The 19,103-nt window shown below is 64.5% G+C and carries 17 protein-coding genes and 2 pseudogenes; 10 read left to right on the top strand and 9 right to left on the bottom strand.

Translation table 11 applies throughout. From position 1 onward, the window contains the following. Nucleotides 1-3: 3 nt before the first annotated feature. The 4 genes from LG367_RS06940 to LG367_RS06925 all read left to right on the top strand — a co-directional run bounded on the left by LG367_RS06940 (nt 4) and on the right by LG367_RS06925 (nt 4,217). Entirely contained in the window at nt 4-594 is a 591-nt protein-coding gene (locus tag LG367_RS06940; protein WP_226468488.1) for a GNAT family N-acetyltransferase, read from the top strand. Further along, complete coding sequence (locus LG367_RS06935; RefSeq protein ID WP_226468487.1) at nt 591-1,241, top strand: glutathione S-transferase family protein; 651 nt, start codon at nt 591-593, stop codon at nt 1,239-1,241. Before LG367_RS06940 ends, LG367_RS06935 begins: the two co-directional genes overlap by 4 nt. Nucleotides 1,242-1,287: 46 nt before the next feature. Beyond that, entirely contained in the window at nt 1,288-3,552 is a 2,265-nt protein-coding gene (locus LG367_RS06930; protein ID WP_226468486.1) for a thiamine pyrophosphate-dependent enzyme, read from the top strand. A gap of 107 nt (nt 3,553-3,659) precedes the next feature. Next, complete coding sequence (locus tag LG367_RS06925; RefSeq protein WP_226468485.1) at nt 3,660-4,217, top strand: NADPH-dependent FMN reductase; 558 nt, start codon at nt 3,660-3,662, stop codon at nt 4,215-4,217. 22 nt (nt 4,218-4,239) lie between these two features. Here LG367_RS06925 and LG367_RS06920 read toward each other — a convergent pair whose 3' ends face one another. The 7 genes and pseudogenes from LG367_RS06920 to LG367_RS06895 form a co-directional block, all read right to left on the bottom strand. After that, on the bottom strand, nt 4,240-4,476 hold the full coding sequence (locus LG367_RS06920) for a formate dehydrogenase subunit delta (RefSeq protein ID WP_226468484.1): 237 nt from the start codon (nt 4,474-4,476) through the stop codon (nt 4,240-4,242). 7 nt (nt 4,477-4,483) lie between these two features. Next, on the bottom strand, nt 4,484-5,332 hold the full coding sequence (gene fdhD / locus LG367_RS06915) for a formate dehydrogenase accessory sulfurtransferase FdhD (RefSeq protein WP_226468483.1): 849 nt from the start codon (nt 5,330-5,332) through the stop codon (nt 4,484-4,486). 3 nt (nt 5,333-5,335) lie between these two features. Continuing rightward, complete coding sequence (gene fdhF / locus LG367_RS06910; RefSeq protein WP_226468482.1) at nt 5,336-8,281, bottom strand: formate dehydrogenase subunit alpha; 2,946 nt, start codon at nt 8,279-8,281, stop codon at nt 5,336-5,338. A gap of 8 nt (nt 8,282-8,289) precedes the next feature. Continuing rightward, nucleotides 8,290-9,846, bottom strand: coding sequence for a formate dehydrogenase beta subunit (locus LG367_RS06905; protein WP_226468481.1), 1,557 nt, complete (start codon nt 9,844-9,846; stop codon nt 8,290-8,292). Beyond that, entirely contained in the window at nt 9,843-10,373 is a 531-nt protein-coding gene (locus LG367_RS06900; protein ID WP_226468480.1) for a formate dehydrogenase subunit gamma, read from the bottom strand. Before LG367_RS06900 ends, LG367_RS06905 begins: the two co-directional genes overlap by 4 nt. Nucleotides 10,374-10,394: 21 nt before the next feature. Continuing rightward, a pseudogene (locus LG367_RS18745) lies at nt 10,395-10,493 on the bottom strand (MFS transporter small subunit); the annotation flags it as partial. Beyond that, a pseudogene (locus LG367_RS06895) lies at nt 10,491-11,771 on the bottom strand (OFA family MFS transporter); the annotation flags it as partial. The pseudogenes LG367_RS18745 and LG367_RS06895, both read right to left, overlap by 3 nt. Before the next feature lie 525 nt (nt 11,772-12,296). On the opposite strand from LG367_RS06895, the gene LG367_RS06890 reads away from it, so the two are divergent. Then, nucleotides 12,297-13,373, top strand: coding sequence for a substrate-binding domain-containing protein (locus tag LG367_RS06890; protein WP_226468478.1), 1,077 nt, complete (start codon nt 12,297-12,299; stop codon nt 13,371-13,373). Nucleotides 13,374-13,768: 395 nt separating this feature from the next. Here the strand turns inward: LG367_RS06890 and LG367_RS06885 are convergent, their stop codons facing one another. Both LG367_RS06885 and ygfZ read right to left on the bottom strand, forming a co-directional pair. Further along, the gene (locus LG367_RS06885; RefSeq protein ID WP_226468477.1) at nt 13,769-14,275 is read right to left on the bottom strand and encodes an OmpA family protein; all 507 of its coding nucleotides are present in this window, start codon (nt 14,273-14,275) and stop codon (nt 13,769-13,771) included. A gap of 179 nt (nt 14,276-14,454) precedes the next feature. Continuing rightward, on the bottom strand, nt 14,455-15,330 hold the full coding sequence (gene ygfZ / locus LG367_RS06880; protein WP_226468476.1) for a CAF17-like 4Fe-4S cluster assembly/insertion protein YgfZ: 876 nt from the start codon (nt 15,328-15,330) through the stop codon (nt 14,455-14,457). Here ygfZ and LG367_RS06875 point away from each other — a divergent pair. The 5 genes from LG367_RS06875 to LG367_RS06855 are packed head-to-tail and all read left to right on the top strand — an operon-like array spanning nt 15,275 to nt 19,062. Further along, nucleotides 15,275-15,526, top strand: a complete 252-nt coding sequence (locus LG367_RS06875; RefSeq protein ID WP_226468475.1) for a DUF1674 domain-containing protein — start codon at nt 15,275-15,277, stop codon at nt 15,524-15,526. The genes ygfZ and LG367_RS06875 overlap by 56 nt on opposite strands. A 43-nt stretch (nt 15,527-15,569) precedes the next feature. Next, a complete protein-coding gene (sdhC, locus tag LG367_RS06870; protein ID WP_226468474.1) occupies nt 15,570-16,010 on the top strand; it encodes a succinate dehydrogenase, cytochrome b556 subunit in 441 nt (146 codons plus the stop codon). Next, nucleotides 16,007-16,444 (top strand): succinate dehydrogenase, hydrophobic membrane anchor protein, encoded by a 438-nt coding sequence (gene sdhD, locus LG367_RS06865; protein ID WP_226468473.1) that lies wholly within the window; start codon nt 16,007-16,009, stop codon nt 16,442-16,444. Before sdhC ends, sdhD begins: the two co-directional genes overlap by 4 nt. A gap of 20 nt (nt 16,445-16,464) precedes the next feature. Next, entirely contained in the window at nt 16,465-18,255 is a 1,791-nt protein-coding gene (gene sdhA / locus LG367_RS06860) for a succinate dehydrogenase flavoprotein subunit (protein WP_226468472.1), read from the top strand. A 15-nt stretch (nt 18,256-18,270) separates the two neighbouring features. Then, nucleotides 18,271-19,062 carry a succinate dehydrogenase iron-sulfur subunit gene (locus LG367_RS06855; protein ID WP_226468471.1) on the top strand — a complete coding sequence of 264 codons (792 nt, stop codon included), beginning with the start codon at nt 18,271-18,273 and terminating at the stop codon, nt 19,060-19,062. Nucleotides 19,063-19,103 lie beyond the last annotated feature (41 nt).

Here is a 19,103-nt window from a genome sequence, read left to right as displayed (position 1 = left end):
GCCATGATCGATCTCGGACCGACTCTCGAAACCGAGCGCCTGATCCTGCGCCCACCGCGCCTGGAGGATTTCGACGCCTGGGCGGCCTTCATGGATGACGGCGAGCATGTGCGCTACGTCGGTGGCCGGCAGTCGCGGCCCGTCGCCTGGCGCAACATGATGTCGGTCATCGGCAGTTGGACGGCCTACGGATTCGCGTTTTTCTCGGTGATCGAGAAGAGCAGCGGGCGCTGGATCGGCCGCGTCGGCCCGTGGCGGCCGGAAGGCTGGCCGGGTACCGAAGTCGGCTGGGGCATCGTGGCTGATTCCTGCGGCAAGGGTTACGCGGTCGAAAGCGCCGAGGCCACCATGGATTGGGCTTTCGAGGCGCTCGGCTGGACCGAGGTGATCCATACGATCGATCTCGCCAATCTGCCGTCGAAGAAGGTCGCGGCGGGAGTCGGTGCGCGTTTGCTGCGTTATGGACGCCTGCCTGAGCCATTCGACGACAAGGAAGTCGAGATCTGGGGCCAGACGCGCGAGGAATGGTTCGCGCGCCGCTCCGCGAAACATGCCTCGTCAAGACACGCCTCGTCAAAACAGACTTCGACATGATCACGGCATACGGCTATTCGGTCTCGGGAAACTGCTACAAGGTGCGGTTGTTGCTGGAGCAGCTCGGCCGCGCCTATCGCTGGGTCGAGATCGACAGCAGCAAGGGCGAAACGCGCACGCCGGAATTCCTCGCCAAGAACCGCAACGGCCGCGTACCGATCATCGAACTCGACGATGGACGCGTGCTCGCCGAATCGAACGCGATCCTGTTCTGGTTGGCCGAAGGCACTTCATTTTTGCCCGAAGACGCCTGGGAGCGCGCGCAGGCCATGGGCTGGCTGTTCTTCGAACAGTACAGCCACGAACCCTACATCGCCGTGGCACGTTTCATCCGCGGCTGGACGCCACTCGATTCACCGCGCCGCGCTGCCGAATTACCGCGTTGCATGGACCGTGGGCACCAGGCATTGGCGGTGATGGAAGACCATCTGCGCGAACACGACTGGTTCACCGGCGCCGGCTACGGCATCGCGGACACCGCCTTGTTCGCCTACACCGACGTCGCCCATGACGGTGGCTTCGATCTGGCCGAATATCCGGCGATCCGCGCCTGGCTCGCGCGCGTGCGCGAAACGCCGGGTTTCGTGGCGATGCCCGAACCCACCACGGAAAACGCGGCATTGTTGGCCGCATCCTCCTCATCCTGAAATCCATCGACATGCCGTCTTGCATCGCGGGAGGGCAGAGAAACGTATGAACGCATCGAAAAATCCTATTCCGGCCCGCATGAAGGGCGTCAATCGCGCCGAGATTTGCGACGTCAATTTCCAGGAGTTCGTGCGCGACTGGAACGGTCGCGCCGATGCCAGGCCCGCGGCGAGCGAAGCGATCCTGGATGGCAGCGCGCTCGATGCGCGCGGGTTCCGCGAATTGTTCGAATCGCAGCTGATCTCGCGCCATCTCGATCTGATGGCGCGCGTGCTGCGCGTGCAGAATAAGGTTTTCTACACCATCGGCAGTTCCGGCCACGAGGGCAATGCGATGGTGGCGCGGCTCACGCGCCATACCGATCCGGCGTTCCTGCATTACCGCAGCGGCGGCTTCATGGCCGAGCGCTTCCGCAAGCTGCCGGGGATGGACCCGGTGATGGATTCGGCGCTGTCGTTCGCTGCCAGCAAGGAAGATCCCGCCAGCGGCGGCCGTCATAAAGTCTGGGGCAGCAAGCCGCTGTGGGTGTTGCCGCAAACTTCGACGATCGCCTCGCACCTGCCCAAGGCCTTCGGCACGGCGGTCGCGATCGAACAGGCGCGTCGCATCGGCCACAAATTGCCGATACCTGACGACAGCATCGCGATCTGCTCGTTCGGCGATGCGTCCAGCAATCACGCCACGGCGCAGACCGCATTCAACGCCGCCGCCTGGACCGCGTACCAGAAGCTGCCGGCGCCGGTGTTGTTCGTCTGCGAGGACAATGGCATCGGCATCTCGGTGAAGACGCCGGATGGCTGGGTGGCCCGCAATTTCCGTAATCGCCCCGACCTCGATTATTTCTACGCCGATGGTCTCGATCTCGCGGCCGGATATGGCGATGTCCAGCGCGCCGTCGAGCATTGCCGGCGCACGCGCCGTCCGACTTTTCTGCACCTGCGCACGACGCGGATCATGGGTCATGCCGGCACCGATTTCGAGATCGAATGGCGCAGCATCGAGGAGCTGGTCGCGGTGGAAGCGGGCGATCCGCTGCTGCGTTCGGCCGCGATCGCGCTCGAATCCGGGTTGATGTCGAAGGACGAAGTCCTCGCCCTGTACGAGGACACGCGCAAGAAATGTTTCGCCGCGGCCGAGGATGCCGACCGGCGTCCGCGTCTGTCGACGTTGCAGGAAGTCATGGCGCCGCTGGCGCCGTACACGCCTTCGATGGTGAAGGCCGAGGCCGAACGCTTCGACTTCGCGGACAAGCGTTCGGCGGTCTTCGGCGGCGAAGCGAAGCTTCCCGAGAAGCAGGCGCCGAAGCATCTCGCCATTCACATCAACAACGCCCTCCACGACCTGTTCTGCAAATACCCGGAAGCGCTGCTGTTCGGCGAGGACGTGGCGCAGAAGGGCGGCGTGTACACGGTCACGAAAGGACTGCACAAGGCCTTCGGCAACAAGCGCGTGTTCAACACGCTGCTGGACGAGACCATCATTCTCGGCCTGGCCCAGGGCTACGCCAACATGGGCATGCTGCCGCTGCCGGAAATCCAGTATCTCGCGTATTTCCACAATGCCTGCGACCAGATTCGCGGCGAAGCATCGAGCCTGCAATTCTTCAGCAACGGCCAGTACCAGAACCCGATGGTGATGCGCATCGCCTCGCTGGGGTATCAGCGAGGCTTCGGCGGGCATTTCCACAACGACAATTCGATCACCGCGCTGCGCGACATCCCCGGATTGGTCGTCGGTTGCCCGAGCCGTGGCGACGACGCCGCAACGATGCTGCGCACGCTGGCCGCGTTGGCGAAGGTGGATGGACGCGTCTGCGCCTTCCTCGAACCGATCGCGCTCTACATGACCAAGGATCTGTACGAGCCCGGCGATGGCGCGTGGATGACCGAATATCCATCACCGGATCAGGCGATGACGCTGGGCGAGGGGCGCGTCTACGGAAACGGTGACGATCTGGTGGTCTTCACCTTCGGCAACGGCGTGCCGATGAGCCTGCGCGCAGTGCGCACGCTCGAGAAGAAATACGGCTGGAAGACGCGCGTGGTCGATCTGCGCTGGCTGGTGCCGCTCAACGAGGCGTTCATCCGCGAGCAGGCCAAGACCGCCAAACGCATCCTGATCGTCGATGAAGGTCGTCGCAGTGCCGGCGTGGGCGAGGGCATCATCACGGCGGTCGTCGAGGGCGGCTTCGGAGCACGGCCGTTCCGGCGTGTGGTCGGCGCGGATACGTTCACGCCGCTTGCGGGTGCCGCGTTCCTGGTGATTCCTTCGGAAGAAGAGATCGTCGCGGCGGCGGAGACGCTGGTCTAGCCTTAGCACTGATTGCCGGTACGGGCGGGACGTTTCCTTCGGCCTTCGACACTTTTTCGAAACGTGCGAAAGGGTAGTCTGGGGCTTCCATTGTTGGGAGAGCCGTCATGAGCAAGACCAAGGTCGCTGTATTGATTGGCAGTCTGCGCAAGGATTCATACAACAAGAAGCTGGCCAAGGCCATCGAGAAGCTGGCCCCGGCCGATTTCGAATTCGAGCATGTCCGCATCGATGATCTGCCGCTTTACACGCAGGATTTCGATGCCGACTATCCCGATACGGGTAAACGCCTGAAGCAGCAGGTGAGCGAAGCCGACGCGTTGTTGTTCGTGACGCCGGAGTACAACCGCTCCATTCCCGGTGTGCTCAAGAACGCCATCGATATCGGATCGCGTCCGTGGGGAACCAATTCGTTCGCGGGCAAGCCGGCGAGCGTGCTCGGCATTTCGGTGGGAACGATCGGAACCGCGTTGGCGCAGCAGCATCTGCGCAATGTCCTGGCTTATCTGGACACGCCGACGATGGGGCAGGTGGAGGTGTTCCTGCAGTACAAGGACGGGCTGATCGATGCGGATGGCAACATCGGCAACGACGATACCCGCAAGTTTCTGCAGGGCTGGGTGGACAAGTACGTCGACTGGGTGAAGCTGCACGACCGGAGCTGAAGCTCCAGCTTGGCGGGCATCGTCAGCGCGGCGGCGCGTGCGACCGCCGCGCCAGTTCGGCGATGGATTCGCGGGCGAAAGAAGAAAGTCCCGCGCCGTCATTTTCCTGCAGATACAGCACGATCTGCTCGCGCATGCGCGGCTCCCAGAAGCGCTGCAGATGCAACACCATGCTGTCGATGGCGGCGGCGTGATCCGGCTCCGCGTCGAAATAGTGGGCGATGTCGTTGGCCATCTCGGCCAGGCGGGTCACATTCATGGAATCGTCATGGCGTGGCGTCGTGCTGCAGGCGTCGCGGATGCGTGTAGAGCGCATAGCCGTCCTCGCGCGCGAAGCCGATCAGGGTGAGGTTACTGTGTTCGGCGAGCGAGATCGCCAGCGCCGTCGGCGCGGATACGGCCGCGAGCATCGGCAGATTGGCGCTCGCGGCCTTCATCGCCATCTCGTAACTGGCGCGGCTGGTGACGACGGCGAAGCCGGATTGCGCATCGAGGCCGCCGCGATGCATGGCGCCGATCAGCTTGTCGAGCGCGTTATGGCGGCCGACGTCCTCGCGCACCAGCAGCACCTGGCCTTGCGCATCGGCAAAACCGGCGGCGTGCGTGGCGCCGGTGTGCGCGTTGAGGCGCTGGCGGTCGCGCAGTTCGCGCAAGGCGCGGTGCAGGGCGTCCGGTGTCGTGCGGATGCCTTCGCCGACCGGCTCCGGCCGTCGCAACGCCGCTTCGAGCAGTTCGCTTCCGCAGATGCCACAGCCGCTGCGCCCGCTCAGCGAACGCCGGCGGCGCTCCAGCGCGTCCAGCCGGTTTTCCGGGATGCGGATGCGGATTTCGACGCCTTCCAGCAGATGCTCGATGCTCTCGATCGTGACTTCCGCGACATCGCCGACGATGCCTTCGCTCAAGGCGAATCCGAGCGCGAAATCCTCGAGGTCGGCCGGTGTGGCCATCATCACCGCGAACGGCTGGCCGTTGTAGACGAAGGCGACCGGCACTTCTTCGGCGATGTGGTCGTCGAAACGGCGTTCCGCGTCGGCGCGATGGCGCTCGACGGGGCGCAGCACGCTGCCTTGTGGCGATTGCGCGGACGGTTCGGCGGCCACGGCGTCAATATTCATGGATCAGGGCGACGCCGTTTCCGGCAGCAGCGACGACTGGAACTCGTCGAAGACTTTGTGTCGCCGCTGCCATTCCGACGGCTGCGTGACGCGTGTGACCTGCACGGCGGTGACTTTGTATTCCGGACAGTTGGTCGCCCAATCCGAGTTGTCGGTGGTGATCACGTTCGCGCCCGAGCCCGGGAAGTGGAAGGTGGTGTAGACCACGCCCGGCTGTACGCGATCGGTGATGCGGGCGCGCAGCACGGTCTCGCCGGCGCGGCTTTCCACGCCGACCCAGTCGCCATCGTTGACGCCGCGCTCCTCGGCATCGTGCGGGTGCAGTTCCAGCCGGTCCTCGTCGTGCCAGACCGTGTTGGCGGTGCGCCGTGTCTGCGCGCCGACGTTGTACTGGCTGAGGATGCGGCCGGTGGTGAGCAGCAGCGGATAGCGCGCCGTGACCTTCTCGCTGGTTGCGACGTACGGCGTGAGCATGAACTTGCCCTTGCCACGCACGAATTCCTCGACGTGCATCGTCGGCGTGCCTTCCGGATGCTCCGCGTTGCAGGGCCACTGGATGCTGCCCAGGCGGTCGAGCTTCTCGAAGCTGACGCCGGTGAAGGTCGGCGTGAGCCGCGCGATCTCGTCCATGATCTCGGACGGATGCGCGTAGTGCATCGGATAGCCCATCGCGTTCGACAGCAGCTGGGTGACCTCCCAATCGGCGTAGACGGCCTTCGGTGCCATGATCCTGCGCACCCGCGAGATGCGGCGCTCGGCATTGGTGAAGGTGCCGTCCTTCTCCATGAAGGAACTGCCGGGCAGGAACACGTGCGCGAACTTGGCGGTTTCGTTGAGGAACAGGTCCTGCACCACCACGCATTCCATCGCCGACAACGCGGCGGTGACGTGCTGGGTATTGGGATCGGATTGGCCGATGTCCTCGCCCTGGATGTACAGGCCGCGGAAGGAGCCGTCGAGCGCGGCTTCGAACATGTTGGGAATGCGCAGGCCGGGTTCGTCGTGCAGCGTGACGTTCCATTCCTGCTCGAACAGACCGCGCACCGTGCTGTCGGAGACGTGGCGATAGCCGGGCAGCTCATGCGGGAACGAGCCCATGTCGCAGGAACCCTGCACATTGTTCTGCCCGCGCAGCGGATTCACGCCGACGCCGCGACGCCCGATGTTGCCGGTCGCCATGGCGAGGTTGGCGATACCCATCACCGCGGTGGAGCCTTGCGAATGTTCGGTGACACCGAGGCCGTAGTAGATCGCGCTATTTCCGCGTTGATCGGTAGCGCTTCCGCCGGTGGCGTAGAGCCGTGCGGCGCCACGCACCAGCGTGGCCGGGACGCCGAGTTCGGCTTCCATCGCTTCCGGCGAGCGCGACGGATCTGCGACGTAGGCGCGCCATTTGGCGAACGCGTCCGGTTCGCAGCGCGCGGCGACGAATTCCTCGTTCACAAGCCCTTCGGTCACGATCACGTGGGCGAGGGCATTGAGAATCGCCACGTTGGTGCCCGGGCGCAGCTTGAGGTGATAGTCGGCCTTGATGTGCGGGGTTTCGACCAGATCGATGCGGCGCGGGTCGATCACGATCAGCTTGGCGCGATCTTTTCCCGGCGCTCGATCAGCGTGCTCACGGCGCAGGCGTTGCTTCATCTGCGAGGCGAACACCGGATGGCCATCGGTGGGATTGGCGCCGATCACCATGATGACGTCGGAATCACGCACGGAATCGAAATCCTGCGTGCCGGCGGATTCGCCGAGCGTCTGTTTCAGGCCATAACCGGTCGGTGAATGGCAGACGCGCGCGCAGGTGTCGACATTGTTGTTGCCGAAGCCGGCCCGCACCAGCTTCTGCACCAGATAGGTTTCCTCGTTGGTGCAGCGCGAGGAGGTGATGCCGCCGATGGCGAAGCGGCCATGTTCGGCCTGGATGCGCTTGAATTCGCTGGCGGCATGAGCGATGGCTTCTTCCCAGCTCACCACGCGCCAGGGATCGGTGATCCTGGCGCGGATCATCGGTGTGGTGATGCGGTCGGGGTGCGTGGCGTAGCCGAGCGCGAAACGTCCCTTCACGCAGGAGTGGCCGTGATTGGCGTGGCCGTCCGCATTCGGCACCATGCGCACGAGTTCCTGGCCTTGCATCTCGGCGCGGAAGGAGCAGCCGACGCCGCAGTAGGCGCACGTGGTGACCACGCTGTGCTCGGCCTGGCCCATCGTGATCAGCGATTTTTCCGATAGCGTGGCGGTGGGGCAGGCCTGCACGCAGGCGCCGCAACTCACGCATTCGGATTCGAGGAAGGATTGGTCCTGGCTCGCGGAGACCTTGGATTCGAAGCCGCGGCCCTGGATCGTCAATGCGAACGTGCCCTGCACTTCGTCGCAGGCGCGCACGCAGCGCGAGCAGACAATGCACTTGGACGGATCGAAGGCGAAATAGGGATTGGATTCGTCCTTGCCGACGAACAGCGGATTACGACTGCCGTCGGCACGCTGCGGCTTGACGTGGTTTTCGCCGTCGTAGCCGTAACGCACTTCGCGCAGGCCGACCACGCCGGCCATGTCCTGCAGTTCGCAGTGGCCATTGGCGGGGCAGGTGAGGCAGTCGAGTGGATGGTCGGAGATGTACAGTTCCATCACGCCGCGCCGAAGCTGCGCGAGCTTCGGCGACTGGGTGCGTACGATCATGCCTTCGGTGACCGACGTGGTGCAGGAGGCCGGATAACCCTTGCGGCCCTCGATTTCGACCAGGCACAGGCGGCAGGAACCGAAAGCATCCAGTGAATCGGTCGCGCAGAGTTTCGGGATCTGCGTGCCGGCGATGGCGGCGGCGCGCATGATCGAGGTACCCATTGGTACTTCGACGCGCTCGCCGTCGATTTCAAGCCAGACCGTCTGCAGCGGTTCAAGCTCCACGAATTGTGGGGCAGGGGTGCCAAGATCCCGTTCGGCGATGGAACGCATGGGGCCTCCTAGGCAGCGGCTTCTTGGGGCCGGCTGCCGAAATCTTCCGGAAAATGATTCAGTGCGCTGAGCACGGGGTAGGGCGTCATGCCTCCGAGCGCGCATAGCGAGCCATGCAGCATCGTTTCGCACAGATCGCGCAGTAGCGCTTCGTGCACGTCGTCTCCGCCAGCGGTTTTGAAGCGATCGATTACTTCCACGCCGCGCGTCGATCCGATGCGGCAGGGTGTGCACTTGCCACAGGATTCGATGGCGCAGAATTTCATTGCGTAGCGCGCCTGTTCCCGCATGTCGACGCTGTCGTCGAACACGACGATGCCGCCGTGACCGAGCATCGCGCCGATGGCGACGAATGCTTCGTAATCAATCGGGGTGTCGAATTGTGATTCGGGCAGATAGGCACCAAGCGGCCCGCCGACTTGCACTGCACGGATCGGCCGCCCGCTGGCACTGCCGCCGCCGTAGTCGTACAACAGTTCGCGCAAGGTCAGGCCGAAGGCTTTCTCGACCAGGCCGCCATGCTTGATGTTGCCGGCCAGTTGCAGCGGCAAGGTGCCGCGCGAACGGCCCATGCCGTAGTCGCGGTAAGCCGTCGCGCTTTCGCTCAATACGAACGGCACGGATGCCAGCGTGATCACGTTGTTGATCACGGTGGGCTTGCCGAACAGGCCCGCGATCGCCGGCAGCGGTGGCTTGAAGCGCACCATGCCGCGCTTGCCTTCCAGGCTTTCCAGCAGCGAGGTTTCCTCGCCGCAGATGTAGGCGCCGGCGCCGAGGCGCGCTTCCAGATCGAAGCGATGTTGCGACCCGCCGACCTTCTCGCCGAGCCAGCCGGCCTGATAAGCGCGGGCGATGGCGGCGTTGAGCTTGCGCCACGCATGCGGGTATTCGCTGCGCAGGTAGATGTAGCCCTGCGTGGCACCGGTGGCGATGCCGGCGATGATCATGCCTTCGATCAGGCAGAACGGATCGCCTTCCATCAGCATGCGATCGGAGAAAGTGCCGGAATCGCCTTCGTCGGCATTGCAGACGATGTATTTCTGCGCGGCGGGCGTGTCCAGCACGGTACGCCATTTGATGCCCGCCGGGAATGCCGCGCCGCCGCGTCCGCGCAGGCCGGAGTCGGCGACGGCTTGCACGATGTCGGCTTGCGGTATCCCCAGTGCGCGTTGCAATCCCTTCCAGCCGCCGTGCGCGGCGTAATCGTCAGGATCGAGCGGATCGATCAGGCCGACGCGGGCGAAGGTCAGACGTTCCTGCTTAGCGAAGTACGGATGCGTTTCGATATTGCCCAGGCGGAGACGGTGTTCGCCGCCCTGCATCCAGCCGGCATCGAAGAGGGAAGGAGCATCTTCCGGCGCGACCGGCGCGTAGGCGATTCGGCCGGCTTGCGTTGCGATCTCCACCAGCGGTTCCATCCACAGCAATCCGCGCGAACCATTGCGGATGATGCGCACTTCGACGCCGCGTGCGGCCGCTTCACTCGCGATCGCATCGGCGACCTTGTCCGCGCCGACAGACACGGCGGCAGCATCGTCAGGCACGTAGACGGTGACGGCGCTCAAGCGTGCTCTCCCGTCAGGCTGGCTTCGATCAGCGCATCGAAACGCTCGGGGTTCACGCGCCCGTGCAGTTCGCCGTCGAGCAGCATCGCTGGCGACAGCGCGCAGTTGCCGAGGCAATAGATCGGTTCCAGCGTGAAGATGCGATCGGGCGTGTCGTGCTCGCCCGGTTTCAACCCGAGCCTGCGCCGCGCATGCGCTTCCAACGCGCGTCCGCCCATCGACTGACAGGCTTCGGCGCGGCACAGCTTCACCACGTGCAGGCCTGCCGGCACGGTACGGAACTCGTGATAGAAGCTGATCACGCCATGCACATCGGCGCGGCTGAGATTGAGGGCGGAAGCAATCGGCGCGACGGCGCCTTCGGGCACGAAGCCGAGCGCGTCCTGCACGTCGTGCAGGATCGGCAGCAGCGCACCGAGCCGGTCACGATGCCGCTCGATCGCCGCGGAGACCGCCTGCTGCTGCGAAGCGGCAAGCTGCGGAACGACCTGCGTGACCGATTCGATTTGCCTAGAGCGTTTGCCCATCGGTGTTTTCCGTCCTGGAGGTTAATTGAACAACACAAATGCTTTCTGCAGCGTGATCCACACGCCCCAGGCCAGCGGGATGCCGACCGCGAGCCAGCAGATCGCCACCAGAACGCCCTGGCTGCCGACGGACGGCGCATGGACGGGCGCATCGGGCGAGGCGGCGATTGGCTTGGGCGGCTCGGTCTCGCGGAGTTGCTGTTCGCTCATGTGATATTTCGGATCCACCGGCTTGATCAGCAGATTGCAGATCAGGCCGAGCAAGAGCAATCCGGCAAGGATGTACATCGTCTGGTCGTACACGCGCGCGGGCGGCAGGCCGCGCGCGAGCTGCCAGTCGCGCAGGTAGTTGACGATCAACGGACCGAAGATGCCGGCCGCGGCCCAGGCCGTGAGCAGCCGTCCGTGGATCGCGCCGACCATGCGCGTGCCGAACATGTCGGCCAGATATGCCGGCACCGTGGCGAAGCCGCCGCCGTACATCGACAGGATGACGCCGAAGCCGAGCACGAACAGCGCGACGCTGCCGGTGGCGCCCAGATGCGGCGCGGAAGCGTAGAGCACCATGCCGAACAGGAAGAACACCGCATAGGTGGCCTTGCGTCCGATCTTGTCCGAGAGCGAGGCCCAGAAGAAACGGCCGGCGATGTTGAACAGGCTGAGCAGGCCGGTGAAGGCGGCGGCGATCGTCGCCAGTTCCTTCAGTTGCGCTTCGTCGAGCGATTTGAAGCCGGCGTCCACACCGATCAGGCGGCCGCCGAACACTTCCTGCAACATCGGCGAGGCCATGCCGATCACGCCGATGCCGGCGGTGACGTTCAAACACAATACCGCCCAGATCAACCAGAACTGCGGCGTGCGCCAGGCCTGGTCGAGATGCACCTGCGCGCTGGTGATCATGGCGTTGCCGTTGGTCGCGGGTGGCGTCCAGTTCGCGGGCTTCCAGCCGGGCGGCGGCACGCGATAGCCGAGCGCGCCGCACATCATCGAGGTGAAGTAGAGCAGGCCCATCACCACGAACGATTGCCACACGCCGACCGAACTGCCGGTGGCGAAGTGCCTCATCAGGATGTCGGCGAGCGGCGAGCCGATCATGGCGCCGCCGCCGAAGCCCATGATCGCCATGCCGGTGGCCATGCCGCGGCGATCGGGGAACCATTTGATCAGCGTCGACACCGGCGAGATGTAACCCAGGCCCAGGCCGATGCCGCCGATCACGCCAGAACCAAGCCACATCAGCCACAGCTGATGCAGGTACACGCCGAGCGCGGAAATCAGCAGGCCGCCGCCCCAGCATACCGCGGCCACCACGCCGGCCTTGCGCGGGCCGACGCGTTCCAGCCAGCCGCCCCACAACGCCGCCGAGCAGCCCAGCAGCACGAAGAACAGCGTGTACATCCAGCCGAGCATCTTCACCTGCCAGTCGCAGGTGGTGGTGAACAGCTGTGCCAGTGTGCCCATGTCGGCTGGGCAGGCAACCGGCTGGGTGATGCCGATCGCCTTCGACAGTGGCAGCCAGAACACGCTGAAGCCGTAGGCCATGCCGATGCACAAGTGGATGGCGAGCGCCGCCGGCGGTACCAGCCAGCGGTTGAATCCGGGTTTGGCGACGATCCGTTCGCGCGATAGGAAGCCCTGCTCTTGGGAGCCATGTTCTTCCCTCGGAAATTCCCGAGTTGGCGCATCCACTACGTCTGTGCTGGCCATGAACCCTCCCGAGGTTGTGGCGGCTGGCGGAGACTGTCAGTCGATAAATATGCTTTCAGAAACACAATAGATTCAAGGATCGGGAGGAATTATCCCCATTTGACAGGATTTTGCTTGGGTGCGATGGTCTAATAATAGGATTTCAATAGCCTATTAAATAGGCGCATTGCTGGTGTTGCCGCGCAGCACCAACGCTGACCGGAAGGGTGCGAACGCATGTACAAGGTCACCATCCGCCCGCAATGGGAGCTGCGCACCGCCGACGGCCGGGAGATGCCGCCGCGGCTGATCGAGCTGTTGCTGGCGGTGCACGCCACTGGCTCGCTGGCGGCGGCCAGTCGCGAAGCCGGGGTGTCCTATCGCTATGCCTGGGGTCTGCTGCGCGAGGCGCGCCAGCTGTTCGGACTGCCGCTGCTGCGTTCCACGCGTGGCCGAGGAGCGCGTCTGACGGCACTGGGCGAGCGCCTGATCTGGGCGGACAACCGCATCGCCGCGCGCCTGTCGCCTACGCTCGACAGTCTCGCCACCGAGCTGGAAGCCGAACTCGAACGTAGCATGACAGCTGATGCCGCGCCGCTGCGCCTGCATGCTTCGCACGGCTTCGGCGTGGAGACGCTGCGCCGGGCCATGGCCACCGCCGGGCTGCCACTCGATCTGAAATATCGCAGCCCGGACGATGCACTGAGCGCGCTGCGCGCGGGCAGTTGCGATCTCGCCGGCTTGCATCTGCCGATCGGCGAACTGGAAGGCGAGTTGTTGCAGCACTATCTGGATCGCCTCGATCTCGAAAACGATCGTGTCGTGCATCTGGCGATGCGTCGGCAAGGGTTGGTCGTCGCGCCCGGCAATCCCAAGCATCTACGCGTGCTCAGCGATCTGCTGCGCGACGATGTGCGCTTCATCCATCGCCAACCCGGCTCTGGCACTCGGTTGCTGCTGGAATGCATGTTGGCGCGGCAGGGATTGGAGCTGTCCGCCATCCATGGATGTGATGTCGAGGAATTCACCCACGCCGCCGTGGCGGCCTATGTGGCCAGCGGGCTCGCTGATGCCGGCCTCGGCCTGGAGCCGCCGGCGCGGCGCTACGGCCTGGACTACGTGCCGATCCTCACCGAGCACTATTTCTTCCTCTGCCGCGAGCAAGCATTGCAATCCGCGCGCCTGACCGAGTTGCTCGCGCTGTTGCGCGATCCGATCTTCCGCCACGAACTCGGCATGCTGCCCGGCTACGATCCGTCGTATTGCGGCAGCGTGCAGACCTTGCGCGAGGCTTTCACCAGCCTGTCGGCTTGACATGTGATTCGCGAGAAACGGCCGGTTTTGCGCTGATTTTCGTGATAGTGTGAAAATTCCACAGCGGGTTCATATCACCATGAAAAATACCGCTCTCATCGTTTCGTTGCTCTTGTCGCTAACCGGTTGCGCGACTTACGACTACGACAAGCCGTCCATGAGCCAGGATCAGTGCAAGCAGGAGTTCGACGAATACAATCGTGATAGGCAGATGGGAATTCCCGCGGGAGTAGGGGGCGCCAAAGTCTCCGCCGAATGCATGGGGCGTGCGCCGTAGTGGGGCTGGCTCTCGATCGTTCGTGAATTGATGACGAACGAATCTTGCTCAAATAAAAAAGCCCCTCCGCGTGGAGGGGCTTTTGCTTTGCCGTGATTGACGATACGTCGATCGGGAATCAGTCGCGCGGCGCCACGCGGATCTCGACGCGGCGATTCGGCGCCAGGCAGTCGATGAGGGCCTGGCCTTTCTCCGTCTTGCATTCCACGACCGGTTCGATGCTGCCGCGGCCGACCGCGGTGATCTGTCCGGCCGGAACGCCGCGCTGGATCAGATAGTCGCGCACGGCATTGGCGCGGCGCGTGGACAGCGCGAGGTTGGACTTGTCGCTGCCGATCCGGTCGCTATAGCCGATGACGTGGATCGTGTTGAGGTTGTCGTTCGCGAGCGCCTTGTTGGCAAGTGCGTCGAGTTCGCCGCGGCCGGTTTCGCTCAGATTGGAGAGATCGGCCTTGCCGAAGGCGAACAGGCTGTCGGCGGAGAGTTTCTGCACGTAAGGCAGCGATGCATTGTCCTGCGTCGAGGAGTCTTTGTTGTTGCGGGTGTTCTTCTGCTGGCTGGAGCAGGCGGACAGCGCGAGCACGAGCATGCATGCCGCGACGGATGCGAAGATGGAGCGATTCATGATGTGTTCCCCTGGAGCGGATGAGCAAAACCGTGAGGACGCTTCTCCCGTGCGGGCGCGAAAACTGCGGGCCTGCGTGGCGTCCGCGGGCAGCTTAGCAAGTCCCTGTTGCTGAATATATCGATGGCATTTGCGGTTCGCGCGCGGGCGGCGCGTGCGAAGCTGCAGCGATCTGGCCCTTAGCGCGCCAGTCCTTCACGGAAGGGCACGGCCTCGGCCGGCACGCCGGCGATCCGCAATGGCGCCTCACCGCGCTCCAGTGGCAGTACGGCCAGGGCGAGGTAGCGTGCCGTATCCCCAGGCCGGAATGCGGTGGACAGGACGCTGCCGGCGGCGCGGCTGTCCTCGGCGACCTCATCCCCGATTTCGATTGGAGTCGCGGCTTGCAGCAACGTCAGATGCCGCTTCGCCTGCCCGAGGAAATGGGTGCGGGCGACGATTTCCTGGCCGGGATAGCAGCCTTTCTTCACGCTGTACGCACGCAGGCGGTCAAGCGAAAGCTGCTGCGGCGTCCAATGCTCGCTTTGCGAGGCGGACAGGCGCGGCAGGCCGTGCGCCAGGTCGAATGCGCGCCAGCGGGCGAGGGCATTCGTGTCTTCGGTGGTCGGCATGGAGCCGATGCGAAGGGTGCGGGGTTCATCCGGGGTGCCGAAATCCAGTTCGAGCGAGCCATCGGCATTGCTTGCGAACTGATCGCGCGTGGCAGAGTTGGAGGCTAGAAACGCGCCGCCGACATGCAGATCGTCGCGCACGGCGAATGTCGCCTTGCGCCGGAAGACGAAGGCCCGCAGCTTCGCCGCGACGTCTTCGGCACCCGCATCGGGCAGCACCAGCCACAGGGTTTCGGCATCCAGACGCAAGAGCGCGAACAACGCGATCACACGGCCTTTCGGCGTCAGCCAGCCGTTCCATTGCCAGTGGCCGTCGGCGAGCGCGGCCACATCGTTCATGAACTGTGCCTGCGCATAGGCGACCGCATCCCGGCCAGTCAAGGCCACGATGCGATGGTCGGGAAGTGCGAAGAACGCAGTGTCCGGAGCGGCCTGCTTGTCCATAACGGGACTGGGAATTAAACTTTCATTCGTGCGAGACCCAGCCATCATAGGCGAAAGCGTTCCCCAGCCGGAGCCGGTACAGACGGAAAAGCCCGTTCCGGTGCCGGAGCCGCAGAAGGAGATCGGAGGCCGCGACGGCCCTGACCCCACTCGCTACGGCGACTGGGAGAAGAACGGTCGCTGCATCGATTTTTGACCGGGCCGCGTCACTTTCGTATTCATCCGGCAGCCGCCGCACAATGAGCCAACGCGGCATGCTGCCGCCCAGCGAAGAGAACCGCGCCGCGATGTCCAACAAACGCCCCATTTCGCCCTTCATGCTCGGGAGCCATTACCGGTTCCAGATCACGTCGGTCATGTCGTTCTTGCATCGTATGACCGGCATTGCCCTGTGGGTGGGGGCGTTCGGCCTGGCCTGGTGGTTGCTGGCGGTGGCGGCGGGCGGTGAAGCCTACACGCACGCGGCGGCCTGCCTGGCATCGCCGTTCGGCAAGTTCGTGCTGTTCGGCTTCTCGTTTTCGCTGGTCTATCACTTGCTCAACGGCATCCGGCATCTGCTGTGGGATATCGGCCTGGGCTTCGAGATTCCCGAGGTCTATCGCTCCGGCTACACGGTGGCGATCCTCTCCGTGGTGTTCACGGTCCTGATCTGGTTCTTCGCGCTGCGGGGTGGAGCATGAGCGAGTCGACGCCTGCCGCGAAGCCCGCTGAGGCGAAAAAGGCGGCTTTGAAACAGGATTACCGCACGCCGATCGCGCGCGCGCGCGGCCTGGGGTCGGCCAAGTCCGGCGTCGGCCACTTCTGGTGGCAGCGCGTCACTGCGATCGTGCTGGCGGTGCTGGTGCCTTGGCTGGTCGGCACTCTGGTGTCGTTCGTCGGTGCCGATCTCGCCACCGTGCATGCGACGCTGGCCAAACCTTACAACGCGATCCTGTTCGCGATCTTCGTGCTGGCACTGTTCTGGCACGCCAAGCTCGGCATTCAGGTGGTGATCGAGGACTACGTGCATACGCGCGCCTACGAGATCGCCTTGCAGCTTCTTGTCACCTTCCTCTGCGTCTTCGGCGCGCTCGCGTCGCTGTACGCGATCGGCCGCATCGCGCTGCTGGCCTGAGCCCTCATACAAAGCCGACGATGAGCAACGCCTACAAGATCACCGAACACAAATACGACATGGTCGTGGTCGGCGCCGGCGGTGCCGGTCTGCGTGCCACCTTCGGCCTCGCGCACAAGGGCCTGCAGACGGCCTGCATCACCAAGGTGTTTCCGACGCGCTCGCACACGGTGGCGGCGCAGGGCGGCATTTCCGCCGCGCTCGGCAACATGGGGCCGGACGACTGGCGCTATCACTTCTACGACACCATCAAGGGCTCGGACTGGCTGGGCGATCAGGACGCCATCGAGTACATGTGCCGCGAAGCGATTCCGGCGATCATCGAACTCGAACATCAGGGCGTGCCGTTCTCGCGCACCGAGGAAGGCAAGATCTATCAGCGCCCGTTCGGCGGCATGACCACCGAGTACGGCAAGGGCATCGCGCAGCGCACCTGCGCCGCCGCCGACCGTACCGGCCACGCGATCCTGCACACGCTGTACCAGCAGTCGCTCAAGCATGACGCGCGCTTCTTCATCGAATACTTCGCGCTCGATCTGATCATGGACGCCGACGGCGCCTGCCGCGGCGTGCTCGCGCTCGACATGGCCGAAGGCACGCTGCATCTGTTCCGCGCGCATGGCGTGGTGCTGGCCACCGGCGGTTACGGCCGCGCCTACTTCTCCGCCACCTCGGCGCACACCTGCACCGGCGACGGCGGCGGCATGGCGCTGCGTGCCGGCCTCGGCCTGCAGGACATGGAATTCGTGCAATTCCATCCGACCGGCATCTACGGCGCCGGCTGCCTGATCACCGAGGGCGTGCGAGGCGAGGGCGGCATCCTGCGCAACAGCCAGGGCGAGCGCTTCATGGAGCGCTACGCACCAAATGCGAAGGACCTTGCATCGCGCGACGTGGTCAGCCGTTCGATGACGCTGGAAATCCGAGAGGGGCGCGGCGTCGGCGAGCACAAGGATCACATCCATCTCGACCTGACCCATCTCGATCCGAAGGACATCCACGAGAAGCTCCCCGGCATCGCCGAGAGCGCGCGCATCTTCGCCGGCGTGGACGTCACCAAGCAGCCGATCCCGGTGATCCCGACCGTGCACTACAACATGGGCGGCATTCCGACCAACTACCACGGCGAAGTCGTGCAGAAGCGCGGCGACGATCCGGATGCGGTGGTGCCGGGCCTGTACGCCATCGGCGAGGCCGCCTGCGTGTCGGTGCATGGCGCCAACCGTCTCGGTTCCAACTCGCTGCTCGACCTGGTCGTGTTCGGCCGCGCCGTGGCCAACCGCTGCGGCGAGACGATCAAGCCGAACCAGCTGCACAAGACTCTGCCGAAGGACGCCTGCGACAAGTCGCTCGCCAACCTCGACAAGCTGCGCAACGCCAATGGCGGCACGCCGACGGCGGTGATCCGCGACAAGATGCAGCGCACGATGCAGGCCGACGCCGCCGTGTTCCGCACCGGCGAGACGCTGGCCGAGGGCGTGAAGAAGATCCGCGAGATCCATGCGTCGTTCGCCGACGTCAAGGTCAGCGACCGCTCGCTGGTCTGGAACTCCGATCTGATCGAGACCTTCGAGTTGCAGAACCTGCTCGGCCAGGCGCTGGCGACGATCGTCTCCGCCGAGAACCGCACCGAGTCGCGCGGCGCGCATGCGCGCGAGGACTTCCCGGACCGCAACGACGTGGACTGGCAGAAGCACACGCTGTGCTCGGTCGCCGACAACGGCGAGACCAACATCGATTACCGCCCGGTGCACATGTACACCCTCGACGACGAAGTCGAAGTTGTGCCGCCGAAAGCGCGCGTCTACTGATCGGGAAACGAAACCGTGGCCGAATTCACTCTTCCCAAGAACTCGAAAGTCCACAAGGGCAGGCGCTTCTCCGCGCCGGCCGGTGCCAAGCGCATCCGCGAGTTCAAGGTGTACCGCTGGAACCCGGACGACGGCGAGAATCCGCGCACCGACACCTACGAGGTCGATCTCGACAAGTGCGGGCCGATGGTTCTGGACGCGCTGATCAAGATCAAGAACGAGATCGATCCGACGCTGACCTTCCGCCGCTCCTGCCGCGAGGGCATCTGCGGCAGCTGCGCGATGAATATCGACGGCACCAACACGCTCGCGTGCACGAAGGCGATCGACGATTGCGGCAAGGGCAAGGGCGAAGTGCCGATCTACCCATTGCCGCACATGGAAGTCGTGAAGGATCTGGTCCCGGACCTGACCCACTTCTACGCGCAGTACGCCTCGATCAAGCCGTGGATCCGCACGCAGAGCGCGCCGCCGCCGGATCGCGAGCGTCTGCAGTCGAAGGACGACCGCGCCAAGCTCGACGGTCTGTACGAGTGCATCCTGTGCGCTTGCTGCAGCACTTCATGCCCGAGCTACTGGTGGAACGGCGATCGTTATCTCGGCCCCGCGATCCTGCTGCAGGCCTATCGCTGGATCATCGACAGCCGCGATGAAGACACCGGCACGCGGCTGGACGATCTCGAGGATCCGTTCAAGCTCTATCGCTGTCACACGATCATGAACTGCGCGCGGACCTGTCCGAAGGGACTCAATCCGGCCAAGGCGATCGGCGAGATCAAGCAGCTGATGCTGGCGCGGCAGGTGTGACCGGCAGGCGCGCAATGCGCGCCGTAATGGCTTCCGTGACG

Source organism: Luteimonas panaciterrae (assembly GCF_020511115.1).
Taxonomy (GTDB): Bacteria; Pseudomonadota; Gammaproteobacteria; order Xanthomonadales; family Xanthomonadaceae; genus Luteimonas; species Luteimonas panaciterrae.
Note: the sequence above shows the minus strand (reverse complement) of the source record. Positions and strands in the feature narration are given on the sequence as shown.

Coding starts and splice junctions, on each gene's coding strand:
- LG367_RS06940 (WP_226468488.1), top strand. CDS start 4: ATGATCGATCTCGGACCGACTCTCGAAACCGAGCGCCTGATCCTGCGC.
- LG367_RS06935 (WP_226468487.1), top strand. CDS start 591: ATGATCACGGCATACGGCTATTCGGTCTCGGGAAACTGCTACAAGGTG.
- LG367_RS06930 (WP_226468486.1), top strand. CDS start 1,288: ATGAACGCATCGAAAAATCCTATTCCGGCCCGCATGAAGGGCGTCAAT.
- LG367_RS06925 (WP_226468485.1), top strand. CDS start 3,660: ATGAGCAAGACCAAGGTCGCTGTATTGATTGGCAGTCTGCGCAAGGAT.
- LG367_RS06920 (WP_226468484.1), bottom strand. CDS start 4,476: ATGAATGTGACCCGCCTGGCCGAGATGGCCAACGACATCGCCCACTAT.
- fdhD (WP_226468483.1), bottom strand. CDS start 5,332: ATGAATATTGACGCCGTGGCCGCCGAACCGTCCGCGCAATCGCCACAA.
- fdhF (WP_226468482.1), bottom strand. CDS start 8,281: ATGCGTTCCATCGCCGAACGGGATCTTGGCACCCCTGCCCCACAATTC.
- LG367_RS06900 (WP_226468480.1), bottom strand. CDS start 10,373: ATGGGCAAACGCTCTAGGCAAATCGAATCGGTCACGCAGGTCGTTCCG.
- LG367_RS06890 (WP_226468478.1), top strand. CDS start 12,297: ATGTACAAGGTCACCATCCGCCCGCAATGGGAGCTGCGCACCGCCGAC.
- LG367_RS06885 (WP_226468477.1), bottom strand. CDS start 14,275: ATGAATCGCTCCATCTTCGCATCCGTCGCGGCATGCATGCTCGTGCTC.
- LG367_RS06875 (WP_226468475.1), top strand. CDS start 15,275: ATGCGATGGTCGGGAAGTGCGAAGAACGCAGTGTCCGGAGCGGCCTGC.
- ygfZ (WP_226468476.1), bottom strand. CDS start 15,330: ATGGACAAGCAGGCCGCTCCGGACACTGCGTTCTTCGCACTTCCCGAC.
- sdhC (WP_226468474.1), top strand. CDS start 15,570: ATGAGCCAACGCGGCATGCTGCCGCCCAGCGAAGAGAACCGCGCCGCG.
- sdhD (WP_226468473.1), top strand. CDS start 16,007: ATGAGCGAGTCGACGCCTGCCGCGAAGCCCGCTGAGGCGAAAAAGGCG.
- sdhA (WP_226468472.1), top strand. CDS start 16,465: ATGAGCAACGCCTACAAGATCACCGAACACAAATACGACATGGTCGTG.